The sequence below is a fragment of the Streptomyces sp. WZ.A104 genome (genome assembly GCF_002382885.1).
Taxonomy (GTDB): Bacteria; Actinomycetota; Actinomycetes; order Streptomycetales; family Streptomycetaceae; genus Streptomyces.
In genome coordinates this window covers 1-15,241 of record NZ_NWVL01000117.1, presented here as the reverse complement: position 1 = coordinate 15,241, position 15,241 = coordinate 1, and the positions used below count along the sequence as shown (strand labels likewise).

Sequence of the window (15,241 nt, the reverse complement as noted above, 5' to 3'; positions counted from 1 at the left end):
CCCCGCCCGCTGCCGAGTTCCGGCGGAACGGGCCGGTGTGGCAGCTGCGTTGGGACGGGGTCACCGTGCATGTCCCGGACGCCAAGGGCCTGCGCGACCTGCACAGCCTGCTGGGACAGCCCGGCGCCGACATCCCGGCCGTCCACCTGCTCGCGCCCGAGGGCGGGAGCCTCGTCGTCGCCGCCGGGCAGCTAGGCGGCGACCCGGTGCTCGACGAGGAGGCCAAGCGCCGGTACAAGGAACACCTGGCCCGGCTGGACGCCGAGATAGACCGAGCCGCGGCCCGGGACGACACCCGGCTCATCGAGAAGTGCGACCGGGAACGTCAGGCCCTCCTCGACGAACTCCGCACCGCCGCCGGACTCGGTGGCCGCACCCGCCGCCTGGGTGACCAGACCGAGCGGGCCCGCAAGACGGTCACCGCCCGTATCCGCGACGCCCTGCGCAAGCTGGACACCCTGCACCCCTCCCTGGCAGCCCACCTGAAGGCATCCGTGACAACAGGAACCACCTGCGCCTACCGCCCCGACCAGACCCTCCACTGGCAGCTGTAACCCCAGCCCACAACAGTCAGCCCCAGGCCGCCGACTCCGGCCCTCGCTCTCCCCGCCCCCGGGGCCCGTCGGTCGTCCCGCCCCGCCCCGCTACCGCACGACCACGTCGGCGACGACACACGCCACGTTGTCGGGCCCGCCTGCCGCACGGGCCAGGGCGACCAATCGGCGTACGGCCTCCTCCGGGTCGTCCGTCGCGATGACCGCCGCGCGCAGGTCCGCCTCGTCCACCACGGCCGACAGCCCGTCCGAGCAGAGCAGATAGCGGTCCCCAGCCATCACCTCCTGCAACCGGACCTCCGGTCGGCACGCCACGGCCACCGGAGCGGACTGCGCCGCGCCTACCAGGGCCTTCAGCAGCAACGAGCGCTGCGGGTGCGACGCGGCCTCCTCCGGACTCAGCGAACCGTCATCGATCATCGCCTGGACCAGGCTGTCGTCGTGCGTGATCCGGAACATCTCACCGCCCCGAAGCAGATACGCCCGGGAGTCCCCGATGTGCACGAGCCCGAGCCGCGACCCGGTCCACACCATCGCGGTGAGCGTCGTGCCCGACCCGTCGGGGGCGTCGTACGGAGAGACCGCGTCCCTGACCGCGCGTGACGCGGCATCCGCCGCGTCCTCCAGCGCGTTCAGCAGATCCGCCGCGGGCAGCACCCCGCCCCCGGCACCCCGGGCGGTCGGCTTCAGCGCCTCGATCGCCGCCGCACTCGCCTCCGCCCCGGCCTCCCCGAACCCGTCGGCGACCGCCAGCAGTCGAGCCCCCGCGAACGCCGTGTCCTGATTCGCCGTACGCACCGCCCCCGTATCGGTCAACGCCGCACACCGAATCCCGAACGCCGCGTTCTCCGGTACTCGCTTCGTCATCTCCACGCCTTCCGCCGACAGATGGTCGACGAGGTACATCGCCAGATCGCGCCGGGCCGCCGTCTCGACCTCCACCCGTGCCCAATAAGCCCGGATCTCCACCGCCGCCGCAGCCGGATCGAGCTGGACGACCCGGCCGATCCGGCTGAGCGGCATACCGATCCTGCGCAGCCACGCCACCAGCCGCGCGCCCTCCGCCTGCGCCGGGTCGTAGTACCGGTAGCCGTTCACCGGATCGACCAGGGCGGGCCGGAGCAGACCCAGCTCGTCGTAGCGCCGCAGCGCCTTCGCGGAGAGCCGGGACAACCGGGCGAACTCCCCGATCGTCACCAGCTCTCCTCTTCCGGCGTCCACCGCGCGGCCGTCGCGTTCCACCCCGTACCTCCTCGTACCGGGCGCCTTCCGCCCGGCCCCACCGATGCTGGGGCTTCCCCCGTCGGGAAGGTCAAGGATGCACGGCGCGGGCCCGGCGACCGCCGGTCACTTGCGGTTGTAGAGCCGCATCGTCACCGCGCCGAAGACCATCAGGAACACGGCGGACCAGCCCAGCGTCCAGGCGGCGTCCGCAGCGGGCCAGTTGCCCGCCATCAACTCACGCACCGCCGTGGCGAGGTGGGTGACCGGGCTGTTGTTCACGAAGGCCTGGAGCCAGCCCGGCATCGTCCTCGGATCGACGAAGACGTTACTGAGGAACGTCAGCGGGAAGATCACCATCATGCTGACGCCCATGACCGACTTCTCGGTCCGCAGCAGCAGACCGAACATCGTCCAGATCCAGGAGAACGCGAACGAGAACACCACCAGCAGACCGATCCCGGCCAGCACACCGAGCGCACCGCCGGCCGGACGGAACCCGATGATCATTCCGACGGTGAGCATCACCGCCGATGCCAGCAGATAGCGCAGGACGTCACCGAGCAGATAGCCGACCATCGGTGCGGGCCGCCAGATCGGCAGAGTGCGGAACCGGTCGAAGACGCCCTTGGCGATATCGGTGTTGACCGCGATGCCCGTGTACATCGTGATCATCACGACGCTCATCACCATGATGCCGGGCAGCAGGAACTGGATGTACTCCTCCGTGGAGCCGGCCAGGGCCCCTCCGAAGAGATACGTGTACATCAGGACCAGCATGATCGGGAAGGCCGTGACATCGAAGAGCTGTTCCGGCACATGCTTGATCTTCAGCACGGCGCGCCAGCCGAAGGTCACCGATGCCGACAGCGCGCTGGGCCTCGGCGGGCGGTCGTGGCCCACCAGCAGCGCCGACAGGCGCTCCTGGTCCGGCTCTGCGAGGGGGATGTCTTCCAGCTCCGTCTTGGCGGTCGTGGTGCTCATGCCGCCACTCCCTTCTTGTCCGTGAGTGCGAGGAAGACCTCGTCGAGGCTGGGCTGTCCCAGCGAGAAGTTGTCGACCGTGATGCCACAGCGGGCCAGCTCGGCGAGGGCCCGTCCGGCGTGTTCCGCCGCTCCCTGCTCGGTGCTGTGCCCGTCGACCCGGGCGGTCAGTGCCACGGGGTCGGCGTCCAGCTGGACCACCGCGTTCAGTGCGACGGCCAGGACCTGCTGGGCCTCGGCCCGCTGGGCGGCGTCACGCAGCCGCAGATGGACGGTGCCGGAGCCGACGGAGGCCTTGAGCTCGCCCTTGGTGCCCTCGGCGATGACCTTGCCGTGGTCGATCACCGCGATACGGGAGGCCAGTTGGTCGGCCTCGTCCAGATACTGGGTGGTCAGCAGAACCGTGGTGCCGTGGGCGACGACCGCCCGCACGATGTCCCAGACCTGGTTGCGGCTGCGGGGGTCGAGTCCGGTGGTCGGTTCGTCCAGGAACAGCACATCGGGGGTGTTCAGGATGGACGCGGCGATGTCGATGCGTCGGCGCATGCCTCCGGAGTAGTTCTTCACCTGCTTGCCCGAGGCCTCGCCCAGCCCGAACCCTTCGAGCAGCTGGGCCGCCCGGTCCCGGGCCGCGGGCTTCGAGTGCCCGAGGAGCCGGCCGAGCAGGATGAGGTTCTCCGCGCCGGTCAGATCCTCGTCCACCGAGGCGTACTGCCCGGTCAGACTGACCCGGCTGCGGACCGCGTCGGCGTCCTGCACCACGTCCTTGCCGAACACCCGGGCCGTTCCGCCGTCGGGGCGCAGCAAGGTCGCGAGCATACGGACGGTGGTGGTCTTCCCTGCGCCGTTGGGTCCGAGGACGCCGTAGACGGTGCCGGTCGGGACGGCGAGGTCGACGCCGTCCACAGCGCGGTTGTCGCCGAAGACCTTCACCAGCCCCGCGGTCTCGATGGCCAGTTCAGTGCTCATGGTCCATTCCTTGTAGGTCGTCGGTGTGCGTCTGCGATGTGCGCCGGTCCGAGCGGCTGCGGGGTGGTGGCCGTGGTCACGAGACGTAGGGGCGGGCGGCCCGTGCCTCGCGCAGCGCCCAGCCCCACCAGCCGAGCTGGTCGAGCATCAGCCCCACGGCCCGGTCCCGCCCGAAGTCCCCCGGCCGCCCCTCCAGCGGCTGCTGGAGGAAGTCGAGCGCCACCCCGTTCCTCAGGGTCACCGTGTGCAGCTCCGTGAAGACCGAGCGCAGCTGCTCCACCGCATACAGCCCGGCGGAGCCGTGTCCATAGCTCACGAACGCGACCGGCTTGGTCTGCCACTCGTCGTAGGCGAAGTCGATGGCCTGCTTCAGGGAGGCGGGGAACGAGCGGTTGTACTCCGGGGTGATCACGACGTAGGCCTCGGCCTCGGCGATCGCCTCGGTGAACTCCGTCATCTGGTCGGTGGCCCGCCCGGGGTAGTGCACGGGGAAGTCGAACTCGGCGAGATCCAGAACGGCGAGCTCCAGCTCCGTCCGGTCCCGGGCCCGCTCCATGAACCAACGACCGACCGCGTCGCCGATGCGCCCTTCGCGGGTGCTGCCGATGATCACCGCGACACGCAGCGGATCGCCGGTGCGCTCGATCCTGCCGTCACCGCTCCTGCTGTCCGTCATCGCTCGCTCCTCCTCCCGTTCCCCTCACCCTTTGGGCGCCAGACGGAGGGGCGCGGCCGCCAGATTGAATCTGGCGGCCGCGCCCGTGCTCGGAGAAGCCCTGCGCAACGGACCCCGGCCCCGTACCCCGACTCTCCGACCTCAGCTCTCGCGGGTGTAGAAGATGTAGAAAGCGGTGCAGAGGACGCCCGCGCCGACCACCAGCCCCAGCCCGGCCGACCGCAGCACGCTGGTATCGGTGAGGCTCACCAGGAAGCCGATCGCGCACGCGGTCAGCGCACCGTAGGCAACCGCCCGCAGCTCGCGCGGCAGCGACTGCTGGATCCGGCCCAGCGCGAAGCAGAGGGCCGCCAGAGCGGCGCCCGAGACGAGACCGAGCAGGACCTGTCCGCCGGTGCTCGGGCCGCCGTCGCGGCGGATGAAGGCCGCGTAGAAGCCGTAGATCACGCCGAGCACCAGGGGCAGCGCCCAGGCGAGCGGAGTGTGGTGGCGGTCCCGTGCGTGGGCCCGGGGACCTCTTCGAGTGGGCACGGCTGCGTGTGTGGCCATCGCGGACAGCTCCTTCCGTCACCCCCGTCGCTCGCCCCCGTTCCTCCAGAGCACACCCGCCCGCGCCGCCCGGCAACTCGAATGGCGTACGGTCCGGAGCGGGCCGGCTCCGTACGGGATTCCCTGGTGAAGTGCGGACCTCTCCCTCAGCGAGCTCAGCGGCCTCGGCGTCGTCCAAGTCGTCCAAGTCGTCCAAGGCCTCGGCGTCCAAGGCCGCCTTCTCCGCGGTCCTGCTCGTGCTGCTCGCCGTCCTGGTGCCGTTGAGCGCGCTCTCTGCCTGGGTCGACCTGGAGATCGACAGCACCGACCGGTACGTCGCCGCCGTCTCGCCGCTCTCCTCCGACCCGGCGGTGCAGTCCACCGTCTTGGACGTGATCACCGACGAGGCGATGCGCCAGATCGACCTCGGGCCGCTCCAGGACACGGTCCGGGAGTTCCTGCACGAGACCGTGCAGTCCTTCACGACCACCGAGGCCTTCGGGAACGCCTGGGACACCGCGAACCGGGCCGCCCACAAGGCGGTGACGGACGCCCTGGACGGCGACAGCGGCCAGCCCGTGAGAATCGATCTGTCGCCGGTGATCGATCAGGTCAAACAGGATCTCGTCCGTGACGGGGTGCCGTTCGCGGATCGGATTCCGGTTCAGCGGACGGAGATCACCGTGCTCGGCCCCGACCAGGCCGATGACCTCAGAGGCTCCTTCCGCTGGCTGCGGTACTGCAGCATCTGGCCCGCCGTCGCCACCCTGGTGCTCCTCGTCCTGGTGGTGGGCATCACGACGGTACGACGCGGGCTGCGAGCCGGACTGTGGGCCACCGCGATGGTGGGCGCCGGTTTCATGCTCGGCGCGATCGTGCTCCGGGTCCTGGTCGCGGTCGGCCGGAGCCGGGTGCTGGACGAGGTGCCGGGCCGGGACCGGGACGCCGCCGCCGCGGTCGTCGACGCCCTGACGGCCTCGCTGCGGACCACTGTCTGGGTGGTCCTGGTGGTCGGTGCCGTTCTGCTGGTGGGGGCAGTGCTCGCCCGGGCACTCCTGCGGCGTGGAAAGCCCCGGGTCGGCGGTGTACGGGGCTGAGCGGGAGGGGGCGGCCACCCCTGCTTCGCTGTTTCACGTGAAACAGCGAAGCAGGACCGAGAGCCGGTGCCGGTGCCCTCAGTGCTCCGGCGAGCGGCCCTGAAGGCGCTCCATCTCTCGGCGGTCGCGCTTCGTCGGACGGCCCGCGCCCCGGTCCCGCACGGGGACCTGAATCGCGAGCTCACGCGGCGGCGGGGGCGGGCTGTTGTCGATGAAGCACTCCACGGCCACCGGCGGTCCGACCCGCTTCTTGACGATCTTCGAGACGACGACCACCCGGTCCCGCCCCGCGTGCCGGAGCCGCACCTCGTCGCCGGCGCGTACGGCCTGGGCGGGCTTGGCCCGCTCGCCGCCGACCTTCACATGCCCCGCCCGACAGGCGGCGGCCGCCTGGGCACGGGTCTTCGTCAGCCGGACCGACCAGATCCACACATCGACCCGGACGCTTCCTGCCGCCTGCGGTGCGTCACCGGAAACCATGGGTCCGACTTTAGTGGTGGCTGGGCGTGAGGCGGGAGAAATATCCGGCCTCACGCCCGTCCTGCGGACCTCACGCCCGTCCTGCGGCGGGGGGTCACACGCCGATGTCGCGCCCGTCCTTGCGCCAGACGGCGACGACGGAGGGACGGACGATCTTCCCCGGTCCGTCGGGCCAGACGCTCGCCGGATTCTCCACGGAGGCTCCGTCGACCTCGCCCGGGTGCTGGACCGCGACCAGGACACGGCGGTCCTGGATGACCGGTCCGCAAGTCTCCGCGCCGGTCGGAACCGTCAGGAACTGCTTCAGCTCGCCACGCCGGTCACCCTGCGTCGCCACACCGAACAGGCCGTCGTGCGAGCCGAGCTTGTTGCCGTCCGTGGAGATCCACAGGTTGCCGTGGGCGTCGAACGCCACGTTGTCCGGGCAGGAGATGGGGCTGACGTTCTCCTTGGGGAAGCCCGCGTAGTACGTCGACGGATCGTCCGGGTCGCCCGCCACGAGGAACAGCCGCCAGGCGAAGCCGTCGCCCGCCGGGTCGTCCCAGTTCTCCGCGAGCTCCAGGACCTGCCCGTGCTTGTTGCCGTTGCGCGGGTTCGCCTCGTCCGCGCCGGGCTTGCCCTCCTTGCCGCGGTCCGAGTTGTTGGTGAGCGCCACATAGACCCGGCCGGTGCGCGGCGAGGGCTCGACGTCCTCGGGGCGGTCCATCTTGGTCGCGCCGACCTTGTCACCGGCCAGCCGCGTGTAGACGTACACCTCCTCGGCGGTCATTCCGGGGACGTGCGAGGTGGTGCCGGTGGCCAGCGGTATCCAGACGCCGCTGCCGTCGAACTCGCCGTCCGCGGGCAGCTTTCCGGTGCCGTCGATCTCGGTGACCGGCGAATCGCCGGTCAACTTGGCGACGTACAGCGTGCCCTCGTCCAGCAGCGTCAGGTTGTGCTCGCGGGCGGCACGCGAGTTCCCCTTCTTCATCCGCTTGCTGGAGACGAACTTGTAGAGGTAGTCGAACTTCTCGTCGTCGCCCATGTAGACGACCGGGCGGCCGTCGGAGGTGAGCCGGGGCTCCGCCGCCTCGTGCTTGAACCGGCCCAGCGCGGTGCGCTTGCGCGGGGTGGAGTCCGGGTCGTACGGGTCGAGTTCGACGACCCAGCCGAAGCGGTTGACCTCGTTGGGCTCCTTCGACAGGTCGAACCGCTCGTCGAACCGCTCCCACTTGCGCCCGGAGGCGCTCGTGCGGACCCCGTACCGCTTGTGCATGTCGGTGCTGCCGTTGGCGAAGTACTGGTTGAAGTTCTCCTCACCGTGCAGCGTGGTGCCCCACGGGGTGGTGCCGCCCGCACAGTTGTTGAGGGTGCCGAGCACCTTGCGGCCGGTGGGGTCGGCGGACGTGCGCAGCAGGGCGCTGCCCGCGGCCGGGCCCGTCATACGGAATTCGCTCGTCGCGGTCAGGCGGCGGTTCAGCGGGTGCCTGTTGACCGGGCTCAGCCTGCCGGTGCGGTATTCCTCCTGGACGACGACCACGGAGAGTCCGTGCGCCGCCCAGGCGATCTCCACCTGTTCGCGGGTCGGGTTGGCCGGATCGTAGCCGCGGAACATGAGGATCTCGTCCGTGTACTCATGGTTCGCGACCATCACCTGCCGACCGCGCTCGCCGCGGAGCGGGAGCAGGGAGAGGAAGTCGTTGTTGTAACCGAACTGGCCCGCCTGCGCCTTCGCCGTCTGATTCTCCGGGTCGAAGGCGGGCGCTCCGCGCAGGATCGGCTCGCCCCAGCGGATCACCACGTTCTGGGCGTACCCGGCGGGGATCGTGACCTTGTCGTCCCTGTTGGGCGCGACCGGCGAGAACCGCAGGCCACGTGCACCGGACCGGCCCGGCTTGTGGGGCGGCCACGGTTTGTGGCCATGCCCGTGCCCGGCGAGCGCGGCGGCCTCGGCCTGCGGGGCGCTCGGGCCGGCCAGGGCGGCCCCGGCGGCGGTGGCGACGGTGACCACGGCGGCGGCGCGCATCATCGAGCGGCGCGACACGGCACCGGCGATGATGTCGCCGGCGTATTCGTTGTCGCTGTTGTTGGGTGTCTCCTGGAAACAGGCGTCCCCGCAGCGGAAGCGGCAGGTCAGCGCGGAACGCCCACCCGGGTGCGAGCCGATGAGCGGCAGCAGATTGCGCACGTGGATTCCCTCCGTCTGGTGTCGTGCGTGACGGTAGGTGCGTCTCAACGCGGTCCGAGGGACTCTCGGTGAACGGCGAGTGAAGTCCGGGCCACCGCTGTTCCCTTGGCGACCAGCGCTGTCCCCTTGGGGGCCGGCGGTGGACACGCCCGTGGACACGGTCCGGGAACGGATTCGGCTCGGTTGACACAGGGGTGGGCCGCACCGGCGAACGGCCGGATCCGGCCGCTAACCTTACGTATCCGTCCTGGCCAGGGATGAATTCCCCCAGGTCGGACATTCACCGCACCCAACTCATGCGAAAGGCCTCGCCCATGGGCATTCGGAGCTTGCTGCGCAAGGTGTTCGGCCGCACGGAGCAGGACGAGCCGACCACGGCCACCGTCCCGCCCCAGGCCGAACGCACCCAGCCCAAGGAGGCGGAGCAGGAGACCACTTCGGCGGCCGGGTCCGCGACGGAATCGGCGGAACCGGCCGAACCGAAGGCGTCCGTTCCGGCCCCGGCCTCGCCCTCGTCCCCCGCCGCGTCCCCCTCTTCGGCCTCTTCGGCCCCTTCGGCCCCTTCGGCCCCTTCGGCCCCTTCGGACGCGTCCCCCGCGGCCCCCGCATCCTCCGCCACCGGTTCCGTGGAGCGCGACGAGTCGCGCGCCGCCGACCTGGTGGCGGAAGCCTTCGACAAGGCGGCCACCAGGGCCAAGCCCACGCCGACCGTCCCCGCACAGGGATCGGCCCCGGAGGCGGACCTGACGGAGACCGCTCCCGCGGCTGCGGAGGAGCCCGTCGAGGCGCCCGAGGCGGAGAAGGCCCCCGAGGCGGCGGAGGCCCCTGAGGTGAAGGAGCCGGTGCAGCCGACCGAGCCCGCGGCCCCGGCCACGGCCGACGAGCCGGAGGCGATCACGATCGACCTCGACCTCGACGAGAGCCCGGAGCCCGCTCCGGAGCCGCATGCCAAGGCCGAGCCGGACGTCAAGCAGGTGGCCGAGCCCGAAGCGGCCACCACGACCGCTCCCGAAGCCCCGCAGACCGCTCCCGAAGCCACGACGGCGCCGGAGGAGGCCCCGGAGCAGGCCGCGGAGCAGGCCCCGGAGGCAGCGCCTCAGGCCTCCCCCGCTCCCAAGGCCCCCGAGGCATCGGCAACCGCCCCGACCGCCGCGGAGACCGACGCCGCCGCCCCTGAAGCCGCCGTTCCCGCCCCCGGCAAGCCCGCCACCCCCCTCGCCCGGGTCAAGTCGCGGGCGCCCCAGCTCGTCGCCCCGTACAAGGCGGCGCAGACGGCGCTCAAGGCGCACGGGCTGACCGGGCTGCGTGCCCGGGTCTACCTGGTGCTCGACCGCTCCGGCTCGATGCGGCCGTTCTACAAGGACGGCAGCGCCCAGCATCTGGGGGACCGGGCGCTCGCGCTCGCCGCGCACCTGGACGAGGACGCCACGGTGCCCGTCGTCTTCTTCTCGACCGACATCGACGGCACCGGGACGATCGAGCTGTCCGGCCACGAGGGCCGCGTCGACGAGCTGCACGCCGGGCTCGGCCGGCTGGGCCGTACGCACTACCACCGCGCGATCGAGGAGGTCGTCGCCCACCACGAGAAGTCGGAGGCCACCGGTCCGGCACTCGTGGTCTTCCAGACGGACGGTCCGCCGGACGCCAAGCAGGCCGCCCGTCAGGCGCTCGCGGAGGCGGCTCGGCTGCCGCTGTTCTTCCAGTTCGTCGCCTTCGGCGAGCAGGACGCGAAGGGTTTCGACTTCCTGCGGAAGCTGGACGTCCCGAACGCGGGCTTCTTCCACGCGGGCCCGGCCCCGCGCGAGATCGCGGACACCGAGCTCTACCGGGAAATCCTCGCCGGACTGCCCGCCTGGACCGCCGCCCGTGAGGCGGGCTCCGGGGCCTGACCCCGCTCGACCGGCAGCCGTACGGTCACGGCGAGACCGCCGCCCTCCGGGCCAGGTACCGCCGTGACCGTACCGCCGTGGGCCACTGCGATGGACCGCACGATCGACAGCCCGAGGCCCGACCCGGCGCCCATCCGGTCCCGGCCCTCGCCCCGCCGGAACGGCTCGAAGAACCCGGCGATGTCGGGCTCGGAGACCACCGGCCCGCTGTTGCTCACCAGCAGCGCCCCGTCCTCGGTCAGCGAGACCTCCACCGAGCCGCCCGGCACGTTGTACGTGACCGCGTTGGCCAGGAGGTTCGCCACCAGCTGGGCGAGCAGCGGCCGGTCGCCGCGGACCCGGCAGGACGCGATCGCGACACGCAGCGCGGGGCCCCCGCCGCCCGGCTCCCGCTCCACCGGGCTCCCGCCGCTCCGATCCCGTACCGCCCGGTGCCGGGCCGTCTCCTCCCGCACCACATGGTCGAAGCGAACCTCCTCGCGCTCGTCGGAGGCCAGGCCGCGTTCGCTGCGGGCCAGCACGAGCAGTCCCTCGATGAGGCGCTCGCTGCGCCGGTTGGTGTCCAGCAGGGTCTGCCGGGTGCGCACGAGATCCTCGGGTGACGGGTCGTCCAGACCGATCTGGATCGCTGCGCGCTGGGTGGCCAGGGGGGTGCGCAGCTCGTGCGAGGCATTCGCGATGAACCTGCGCTGGCTGTCGAACGCCTTCTCCAGGCGGGCCAGCAACGCGTCCAGCGTCTCGCCCAGCTCCCTCAGCTCGTCGTCGGGCCCGCTGGACGCGATCCGCTCGTGCAGGGTCCGCTCGGAGAGCCGGCGGGCCTTCGCGGTCATCGCGTGGACGGGCCGCAGCACCCGGCCCGCTGTCCACCAGCCCACGCCGACCGCGCCGGCCGTCATCACGAGCAGCGCGGCGAACGACCAGTACATGAGCTGCTTGCCCGCGGCGTCGCTGACGTTGTCGGTGAGTTCGTAGACGGTGGGCCCGCCGGCCGGGCTGCGGGCGATGAGCGGACCGTTCACCGTGTATCCGGGCGGGAGGTCGACGGCGGAGGAGGCGATGGCCCTCGCCTCGGTCTCCGTACCGGCCCGGGAGGCCAGATTGACGGTGGCCAGCAGCGCGGTGCCGAGCACCAGGAAGACACCGCCGTACACGAGGGCGATGCGGGTCCTGATCGTCGAGTGCGGCAGCTTCGAGGCGTCGACCAGCCGCCGTGCCACGGTCGGCCGCTTCACAGGGCGTACCCGACGCCCTGCACCGTGCGGATCAGCGCGGGCTCACCGAGCTTGGCCCGGAGCTTGCTCATGCAGACGCCCACGGCCCCGGGATGGGGGCTCGCCTGCTCGAACGGCAGTGGAGGGCCCGGGGAAGGATCGGCGTTGGCGTCCCAGGCCCGCTCCAGGAGCTCTTCCGCGCTGACCGTCCCGCCGTCGGCCTCCAGCAGCAGTTGCAGCACGGTGAACTCCTTGGGCGAGAGGTCCAGATCCCGGCCGTCGCGGAACGCGGAGCGCCGTACGGTGTCGAGCCGGATGCCGTGCCGCTCCAGCTGGGGCGGTACGGGGCGGGCGCTGCGGCGCCGCAGGGCGCGTACCCGGGAGACCAGCTCGGGGAACTCGAACGGCTTGCTGACATAGTCGTCGGCGCCCAGATCGAGCCCGGCGACCCGGTCCTCCATGGCGCCGGAGGCGGTGAGCATCAGGATCCGGGTACGCGAACCGGAGGCGACCAGGCGGCGCGCGACGTCGTCGCCGTGCACCCGGGGGAGGTCGCGGTCGAGCACGACGACGTCGTAGTCGTGCAGCCCGAGGTAGGCGAGGGCCGCGTCGCCGCTGTAGACCGTGTCGACCGCGAAGCCGGCCCGGCGCAGTCCGGTGGCGACCAGCTCCGCCAGGATCTCCTCGTCCTCGGCGACCAGTACCCGCATGATGACGTCCCCTGTCTCGTGCACGCTCGTCCGCTCCCTCCCAGGATGCGTCTTTCCCAGGGGAAGCATTGCGGGAAGTGGTGTTTCGCAAAGCTCTCCACAGGCCCGCCGCCAAAGAGCGCCCCCTCCGCCCGCGCGCGGGCCGTCGTTGACGATGTGAGTGGATCTTGAACGGGCCGTTAGGATTTCGACCATGGCGGCCACTGGATCCGAGAAGCAGGGGGCGACGGCGTACTACGTCTCGACCCCCATCTACTACGTCAACGACGCTCCTCACCTGGGCCACGCCTACACGACCGTCGCAGGCGACGTGCTCACGCGCTGGCACCGCCAGCGCGGCGAGAAGGTGTGGTACCTCACCGGCACGGACGAGCACGGTCAGAAGATCATGCGCACGGCCGAGGCGAACGACGTGACTCCGCAGGCTTGGGCGGACAAGCTCGTCGAGGAGGCGTGGAAGCCCCTCTGGGAGCACCTGAACATCGCGAACGACGACTTCATCCGGACCACGGAGAAGCGGCACACCGACCGTGTGCAGGAGTTCGTCCAGGACCTGTACGACAAGGGCGAGATCTACAAAGGCGGGTACGAAGGCCCGTACTGCGTGGGCTGCGAGGAGTACAAGCTCCCCGGCGATCTGATCGACGGCGAGGGCGAGTTCGCCGGTCAGAAGCTGTGCCCGATCCACAAGAAGCCGGTGGAGCTCCTCAAGGAGGAGAACTACTTCTTCAAGCTCAGCGAGTACGGCCCGAAGCTGCTGGAGTTCTACGCGGCGAACCCGGGCTTCATCCAGCCCGAGTCGGCGCGCAACGAGGTCGTGAACTTCGTCGAGCAGGGCCTCCAGGACCTGTCGATCTCCCGCTCGACGTTCGACTGGGGCGTCCCGGTGCCGTGGGACGACAAGCACGTCATCTACGTGTGGGTCGACGCGCTGCTCAACTACGCGACGGCGGTCGGATACGGCGCCAACCAGGAGAAGTTCGAGGGTACGTTCCCGGCGAACGTGCACCTGATCGGCAAGGACATCCTCCGCTTCCACTCGGTGATCTGGCCCGCGATGCTGATGGCGCAGGGCCTGCCGCTCCCCGGCAAGGTCGTCGCCAACGGCTGGCTGATGGTCGGCGGCGAGAAGATGTCGAAGTCGAACCTGACCGGCATCAAGCCGCAGGACCTGACCTCGCACTTCGGCGTTGACGCCTACCGCTGGTATTTCCTGCGGGCCATCTCCTACGGCAGCGACGGGTCGTTCTCCTGGGAGGACTTCTCCGCCCGCTACACCTCCGAGCTGGCCAACGACTACGGCAACCTCGCCTCGCGCGTCGCGGCGATGGTCGGCAAGTACTTCGGCGGGGCGCTGCCGGAGGCGACGGCCGCCGGTGACGCCGAGCGGGCCGTGCAGGAGGGCTTGGCGAAGGCCGTGGCGACCGCCGACCGGAAGATCGGCGAGGAGCTGGACTTCCAGGGCGGCATCCTGGCGATCTTCGACTTCGTGAAGCAGGTCAACGGCTACATCACGGAGCAGGAGCCGTGGAAGGTGGCCAAGGACACCACTCCGGAGGGCCAGGCCCGTCTGGCGACCATCCTCTACACCGCCGCCGAATCGCTGCGCGGGGTCGCGGTCCTGCTCAACGCCGTGATGCCGGAGACCTCGCAGAAGCTCTGGGAGTCCCTGGGCGCCGAGGAGTCCCTGGGCGCACTGGCCGACCAGAGGGTCCAGGACGCGGGCACCTGGGGCGTCCTGTCCGCGGGCACGACGGTGACGAAGGGCGCGGTGCTGTTCCCCCGCCTGGAGGAGAAGCCGGCGTAGCGGTTGACGTACGTACACCGGGAGCCCGGGACCGCGAGCGGCGGTCCCGGGCTCCTGTGCTCTTACGGCGTCGGGCTCTTCCGGCGTCGGGTCAGCGCACCCAGTTCTTGAGCGGCTCGGTGTCCAGCTCGATCCCGACCGGGTCGGGCAGGGTGACGGTCTTGCCGTACGGCACCGTCACGACCTGCTCGTAGCGCACACCGTCGGGCCCCGAGTGGACCTTCACCTCGCAGGCGTCCCGGTCGATCAGCAGATAGACGGGGATTCCGGTCTCGGCGTACGCACGCGGCTTCTCGACGCGGTTGCGACGGTCGGTGTCCTCGTCGTACGAGGTGACCTCGACGACCATGAGGACGTCGTCGGGGCTGGCCCATTCGCCTTGGCCGACAAAAGCGCCGCTGCGGGCGAAACTGCCATCGGGGCGAGCGTTTGGGCAAGGGGCCCCGCCCGTACGCCCGATCACCGGCTCACCGGCTCACCGGCTCACCGCCCCAACGACCCCGCGTCCCCCATCACGATCACCGGGTTCATCGCCGGGTCCAGGGTACGCAGGAGCTCCTTCATGCGCTTCTCCGGGACCGAGACGCAGCCCTGGGTGGGGCCGCCGTGGTCGACGTGGATCCAGATGCCTCCGCCGCGTCCGAGACCGAGCGGGCGGGTGCGGTTCAGGGGGCTGACGCCCTCCGTGCGGTTGTAGTTGATCGCGATGACGTAGTCGAAAGAGCCCTCCAGCGACTCCCCGAAGAAGCCCACGCCGTCCACCGCGAACCGGGGGTGCTCGTCGTACGGAAGCAGCGCCCCCGGGTCGGGGAGGCGGCCACCCGCGTCGGTGAGGGAGTAGACGCCCGTCGGGGACCGCAGGTCACCCGCCACGTGGTGATCGGTCCAGCCCTCCATACCGTTGTGGGCCTGCCAGGGACCCGCGACGGGCTGCCAGCCCCGCGCGGGG

Annotated in this window: 13 protein-coding genes and 2 pseudogenes; 4 read left to right on the top strand and 11 right to left on the bottom strand. The window is 71.0% G+C overall.

Going from position 1 to position 15,241, the window contains the following annotated elements:
• Positions 1 to 554, top strand: a pseudogene (locus CIB93_RS35230) (ATPase); the annotation flags it as partial.
• A gap of 90 nt (positions 555 to 644) precedes the next feature.
• On the opposite strand, the gene CIB93_RS35225 reads toward CIB93_RS35230, so the two are convergent.
• The 5 genes from CIB93_RS35225 to CIB93_RS35205 all read right to left on the bottom strand — a co-directional run bounded on the left by CIB93_RS35225 (position 645) and on the right by CIB93_RS35205 (position 4,952).
• Positions 645 to 1,796 carry a MerR family DNA-binding transcriptional regulator gene (locus CIB93_RS35225; protein WP_096632866.1) on the bottom strand — a complete coding sequence of 384 codons (1,152 nt, stop codon included), beginning with the start codon at positions 1,794 to 1,796 and terminating at the stop codon, positions 645 to 647.
• 105 nt (positions 1,797 to 1,901) lie between these two features.
• The gene (locus CIB93_RS35220) at positions 1,902 to 2,759 is read right to left on the bottom strand and encodes an ABC transporter permease (RefSeq protein ID WP_096632865.1); all 858 of its coding nucleotides are present in this window, start codon (positions 2,757 to 2,759) and stop codon (positions 1,902 to 1,904) included.
• Entirely contained in the window at positions 2,756 to 3,727 is a 972-nt protein-coding gene (locus CIB93_RS35215; protein WP_096632864.1) for an ATP-binding cassette domain-containing protein, read from the bottom strand. Before CIB93_RS35215 ends, CIB93_RS35220 begins: the two co-directional genes overlap by 4 nt.
• A 76-nt stretch (positions 3,728 to 3,803) precedes the next feature.
• Complete coding sequence (locus CIB93_RS35210; protein WP_096632863.1) at positions 3,804 to 4,403, bottom strand: NADPH-dependent FMN reductase; 600 nt, start codon at positions 4,401 to 4,403, stop codon at positions 3,804 to 3,806.
• A gap of 141 nt (positions 4,404 to 4,544) precedes the next feature.
• Positions 4,545 to 4,952 carry a hypothetical protein gene (locus CIB93_RS35205; protein WP_096632862.1) on the bottom strand — a complete coding sequence of 136 codons (408 nt, stop codon included), beginning with the start codon at positions 4,950 to 4,952 and terminating at the stop codon, positions 4,545 to 4,547.
• 131 nt (positions 4,953 to 5,083) lie between these two features.
• On the opposite strand from CIB93_RS35205, the gene CIB93_RS35200 reads away from it, so the two are divergent.
• Positions 5,084 to 6,028 carry a hypothetical protein gene (locus tag CIB93_RS35200; protein WP_257002509.1) on the top strand — a complete coding sequence of 315 codons (945 nt, stop codon included), beginning with the start codon at positions 5,084 to 5,086 and terminating at the stop codon, positions 6,026 to 6,028.
• Between the two features lie 78 nt (positions 6,029 to 6,106).
• Here the strand turns inward: CIB93_RS35200 and CIB93_RS35195 are convergent, their stop codons facing one another.
• On the bottom strand, positions 6,107 to 6,508 hold the full coding sequence (locus CIB93_RS35195) for an RNA-binding S4 domain-containing protein (protein ID WP_096632861.1): 402 nt from the start codon (positions 6,506 to 6,508) through the stop codon (positions 6,107 to 6,109).
• A gap of 94 nt (positions 6,509 to 6,602) precedes the next feature.
• Entirely contained in the window at positions 6,603 to 8,675 is a 2,073-nt protein-coding gene (locus CIB93_RS35190; RefSeq protein WP_096632860.1) for a PhoX family phosphatase, read from the bottom strand.
• A gap of 314 nt (positions 8,676 to 8,989) precedes the next feature.
• On the opposite strand from CIB93_RS35190, the gene CIB93_RS35185 reads away from it, so the two are divergent.
• The gene (locus CIB93_RS35185; RefSeq protein WP_096632859.1) at positions 8,990 to 10,564 is read left to right on the top strand and encodes a VWA domain-containing protein; all 1,575 of its coding nucleotides are present in this window, start codon (positions 8,990 to 8,992) and stop codon (positions 10,562 to 10,564) included.
• On the opposite strand, the gene CIB93_RS35180 is transcribed toward CIB93_RS35185, so the two are convergent.
• Positions 10,498 to 11,796 (bottom strand): cell wall metabolism sensor histidine kinase WalK, encoded by a 1,299-nt coding sequence (locus CIB93_RS35180; protein ID WP_096632858.1) that lies wholly within the window; start codon positions 11,794 to 11,796, stop codon positions 10,498 to 10,500. The genes CIB93_RS35185 and CIB93_RS35180 overlap by 67 nt on opposite strands.
• Positions 11,793 to 12,485 (bottom strand): response regulator transcription factor, encoded by a 693-nt coding sequence (locus CIB93_RS35175; protein ID WP_179500357.1) that lies wholly within the window; start codon positions 12,483 to 12,485, stop codon positions 11,793 to 11,795. The genes CIB93_RS35180 and CIB93_RS35175 overlap by 4 nt, the downstream gene beginning before the upstream one ends.
• 193 nt (positions 12,486 to 12,678) lie before the next feature.
• Between CIB93_RS35175 and metG the strand changes: the two genes are divergently transcribed.
• Positions 12,679 to 14,292, top strand: a complete 1,614-nt coding sequence (gene metG, locus CIB93_RS35170; protein WP_096632856.1) for a methionine--tRNA ligase — start codon at positions 12,679 to 12,681, stop codon at positions 14,290 to 14,292.
• Between the two features lie 91 nt (positions 14,293 to 14,383).
• Here the strand turns inward: metG and CIB93_RS35165 are convergent.
• Positions 14,384 to 14,722, bottom strand: a pseudogene (locus tag CIB93_RS35165) (Uma2 family endonuclease); the annotation flags it as partial.
• 53 nt (positions 14,723 to 14,775) lie between these two features.
• A partial coding sequence (locus CIB93_RS35160) for a L,D-transpeptidase family protein (RefSeq protein WP_179500356.1) occupies positions 14,776 to 15,241 on the bottom strand: 466 nt, incomplete at its 5' end.